2 protein-coding genes are annotated in these 4056 nt (G+C 69.9%); both read right to left on the reverse strand.

From position 1 onward, the window contains the following. Positions 1-352: 352 nt before the first annotated feature. On the reverse strand, positions 353-2218 hold the full coding sequence (locus VFZ20_RS31265; RefSeq protein ID WP_329687901.1) for an ABC transporter ATP-binding protein: 1866 nt from the start codon (positions 2216-2218) through the stop codon (positions 353-355). Continuing rightward, a complete protein-coding gene (locus tag VFZ20_RS31270) occupies positions 2215-3771 on the reverse strand; it encodes a bifunctional response regulator/alkaline phosphatase family protein (RefSeq protein ID WP_329687902.1) in 1557 nt (518 codons plus the stop codon). Before VFZ20_RS31270 ends, VFZ20_RS31265 begins: the two co-directional genes overlap by 4 nt. Positions 3772-4056 lie beyond the last annotated feature (285 nt).

Raw genomic sequence — 4056 nt, forward strand, 5'->3', positions numbered from 1 at the left:
ACAGAATGGGGGAAGGGAGAACTTCATCGCGAGGGGGGACGGCTCTCGCGGCAGCGGCCCGCCCCTCCCCGCTCGTTCCTCGCGGAGAGGGGAGAACAGCGTTGCACGCCGCGCGTCTGTCGCCGCGGAGACGCGGCGCAACGTACGGCACCACGCCGTGCCCCGACCTGTCGGCGAAGGCCGACATCGCGCCGTCCGAGCCGCGATTTCAATCGCCGGGGGTGTGCGCCGGACCTCACCCGCGATCTCGGACTCCGCCCGCCCCGTCGCCCGCATGGACCGTGCTCCCGCGCTCCGGGGCTCGTGGACGTGTACACCCTCTCCCGCGCAGTTTGCGGGAGAGGGTGCGAGCCTAGGCGAGCGGGTGAGGGCTCCCCGCCTCCACGGCGTCCGTCTCCGCGCCGAACTGCATGTCGTACAGGCGGCGGTACAGGCCGCCGTGCGCCAGGAGCTCGTCGTGCGTGCCGCGCTCCACGATGCGGCCAGCGTCCAGCACCAGGATCTGGTCCGCGCGCCGCACCGTCGACAGGCGGTGCGCGATCACCAGCACCGTGCGCTCGTCCATCAGCTGCTCGATGGCCTGCTGCACCAGCCGCTCGCTTTCCGTGTCCAGCGCGCTCGTGGCCTCGTCCAGGATCAGGATGGGCGGATTTCTCAGCAGCGCTCGGGCAATAGCGATGCGCTGCCGCTGCCCGCCGGACAGCCGCGTCCCCTTCTCCCCCAGCACCGTGTTGTATCCCTCCGGCAGCCGGCCGATGAACTCGTGCGCGTTGGCCGCGCGCGCCGCCGCCTCCACCTCCGCCTGCGACGCGTCGTTGCGCCCGTAGGCGATGTTGTTGCGCACCGTGTCGTGAAAGAGGATCGTCTCCTGCGTCACGATGCCCAGCAGCGCCCGCACGTCCTTGAGCTTGAGCGTCCGCAGGTCGCGCCCGTCCAGGGTGATGCGCCCCGCCGTGGGATCGTAGAAGCGCGGCAGCAGGTCCGCCATGGTGCTCTTCCCCGCCCCGCTGGGGCCCACGAGCGCCACCACCTCGCCCGGGCGGATGGTCATCTCGATGTCCTCCAGCACGGGCGTGCCGGGCGCGTACGCAAAGCCCACCTTCTCGAACCGCACCGCCTCGCGAAAGCCCTCCACGGGGAGCGCGCCGGGCTGGTCGAACACCTCCACGGGCGCGTCCAGCAGCTCGAACGCCCGCTCCGCCGCCGCCAGCCCCGGCTGCACCGTCGCGGGGAACTGCGCCAGGAACTTCACGGGCGACATCAGCTTGCCGGCAAAGAGCAGAAAGCCGATGAACGCCTCGGGGATCATGGACCCCTCGCGCAGCACCAGCCAGCTGCCGTACCACAGCATGGCCAGGATGCTCACGGCCGTGATCATCTCCGTGGCCGGCGTAAAGAACTTGCGCCACCGCTCGTTCTTGACGTGCGCCTTGTACTGGCCGCGCGTGAGCTTCTGGAACCGCGCCTCTTCCCACGCCTCCGCGCCCGACGCCTTTACCAGCCGCACGCCGCTCACCGTCTCCTGGATGTGCGACGCCGTCTCGCCCACGGCGTCCAGCACGCGCAGCACGGCCCTGCGCAGCCGCTTTCGCAGCCGCGCCCACAGCCCCAGCATGGGCGGCATGAACAGCGCGGCAACGACGGTCAGCTTCCACGACAGGCCGATCATAATCACCAGCGCGAACACGGCCTGGAAGCTCTCCCACAGCAGCTTGGCCAGGTTGCTGGTGACCAGGCTGCGCATCTGCTCCACGTCGTTGGTCACGCGGCTGATGATCTGCCCCGCCCGCGTGCGCTGAAAGAACGGAAAGCCCAGGCGCAGCAGGTGGCTGTAGATGTCGTTCCGCATGTCGCGCGTCACCCGGCCCTCCACCACCGAGATGGCGACCTGGGAGACGTAGTACGCCACGTTCTTGACGGCGTAGATCACGAACAGGAAGAGGACCACGTTGCGCAGCGCGTCCATGGGGTCGCGCCCCGCGATGGCCCAGCCCACGGCCCCGCGCAGGAACCGCACGACGGGGCCCGCGTCGGGGCTCAGGAACGTGTCCAGCCCGGACAGCGCGTCGCCCTGGCCAAACAGCACGCGCAGGAACGGGATGAGCAGCGTGTAGCTGAACGCGTCCAGGGCCGCCCACAGCGCCATGGTGCCGATGGCCAGCCCGAACAGCCCGGCGTGCGGCCGGACGTAGCGAAGGATGCGGACGTACGTGTTCATCGCGGCGTAAGCAGCGCCACGGGCAGGATCATCTCCTCCGGGCTGATGCCGCCGTGCAGGAACGAGCCGCGGTAGCGCGCCTGGTACTGGCGCAGCTTGGTGGGATACACGAAAAAGACGTCTTCCAGCGCGATCAGGTAGTTGGTGGCCGCGCGCCCCGGGGGAAATCGCAGCACGTTCTCGTCGTTCGTGGAGAACGCCGCCATCCGGTCCTCGGCCCGCAGGTCGTCCCCGAACTTGTAGCGCAGGTTGCTCGTGGTGTCGCGCTTGGCGAACACCGTCGCGGGCCGGTGGCAGTGGATGCTGCCGTGGTCCGTCGTCACCAGCACGGGCACGCCCTGGCGCATGGCCTCGCGGATGGCCGACAGCGCCTCCGACCGCTCGAACCACTGCCGCGTAAGGGCGCGCAGGGCCTCCTTGTCGCGCGCCACCTCCAGCAGGACGGCGGACTCGGACCGGCCGTGCGTCAGCAGGTCCACGAAGTTGAAGACGAGCGCCGTCACCCCCGGCTGCGACAGGTAGGCGGGCAGGCGCCGCAGCATCTGCTCGCCGTCCGCCGCGTCGAACACCTTCTCGTAGTGCACGGGCACCTTGGGCCCGACGAGCCGGTCCACGTGCTCGCGGAACAGCTCCGCCTCGTTGGCGTTGAGCGAGCCCTCGCCCTCGCGGCCCCACCAGCCGGGCAGCCGCTCCGCCACGCCGTCGGGGTACATCCCGCTGAAGATGGCGTTGCGCGAGAACGGCGTCGCGGTCGGCAGGATGGAGCAGTACAGCGCCTCTTCCACCTGGGCCAGGGGCTCCAGCAGGGGCACCAGGGCGCGCCACTGGTCCAGCCGCAGGCAGTCGATCACCACGAACAGCACCGTCCTGTCCGGGCCGATGAGCGGGGCCAGGTACTCCGGCACTACGTCGGGCGAAAGCGGCGGGCGGTCGTGCGAGCCGCGGGTCCAGCGGCCGTAGTCCTCGCACACCCAGCGGCAAAACTCGCGGCGAAAGTCGTCCAGCAGCGTCTCCAGCGACGCGAGAAGTCCCGTCTCGCCGCTTTCGCGCAGCCGCAGCTCCCAGTTCACGAGCTCCGAGTACGCGTCGCACCACTCCCGCCAGTCGCGGATGAGCCCCAGCTGCGCGTTGATCTCGCGAAAGCGCCCCGTGAAGTCGCGGGCGATCACCTGCTGCTGCAGCTGGTCGCCTTCCAGCAGGCGGGTAACGACGGACAGCACCTGCCGCGGCGACGTGGGCTTCACGAGGTAGTCCGCCACCCGCCGGCCGATGGCCTCGGTCATGGTGCGGTCCTCCTCGCTCTTGGTCACCATGACCACGGGCACGCGCTGGTCGATGCGCCGGATCTCGTCCAGCACCTCCATCCCCGTGCGGCCGGGCATCTGCTCGTCCAGCAGGATCAGGTCGTACGGCGACACGCGCACCAGGTCCAGGGCGTCGTCGCCGTTGCTGGCCGCGTCCACGTGGTACCCCCGCCCCTGCATGAAGAGCAGGTGCGGGCGCAGCAGGTCGATCTCGTCGTCAACCCAGAGAAGGCGCTTGGCGGCTGGCATGGAGGTGAAAGCTACGGGCCGGTGCGGGTGCGGTCAAACGGCGAACCCCTTGTACACCGCGGCGTTCCGTTCGGTTGATCGATGCGGTTAAACGACATTGAGAAGCGGGTTTGGGCGTGCCCCTCCGCTGCGCTCCGGGTCGGGCTGCGCGCGCCGTAGGGCACGATACAACTGTGCCCAACGGCGCCGAGCCACCTGCGCAGGGAAGCAACGATACGGCCGTTGCTTCCCTGCTCCGGCGTCTCGGCCCTCCGGGCGCGCATCCCTCACGCGACGGCGACTCCG

The sequence above is a fragment of the Longimicrobium sp. genome (genome assembly GCF_036280135.1).
Lineage (GTDB): Bacteria > Gemmatimonadota > Gemmatimonadetes > Longimicrobiales > Longimicrobiaceae > Longimicrobium.

Coding starts and splice junctions, on each gene's coding strand:
- VFZ20_RS31265 (WP_329687901.1), bottom strand. CDS start 2,218: ATGAACACGTACGTCCGCATCCTTCGCTACGTCCGGCCGCACGCCGGG.
- VFZ20_RS31270 (WP_329687902.1), bottom strand. CDS start 3,771: ATGCCAGCCGCCAAGCGCCTTCTCTGGGTTGACGACGAGATCGACCTG.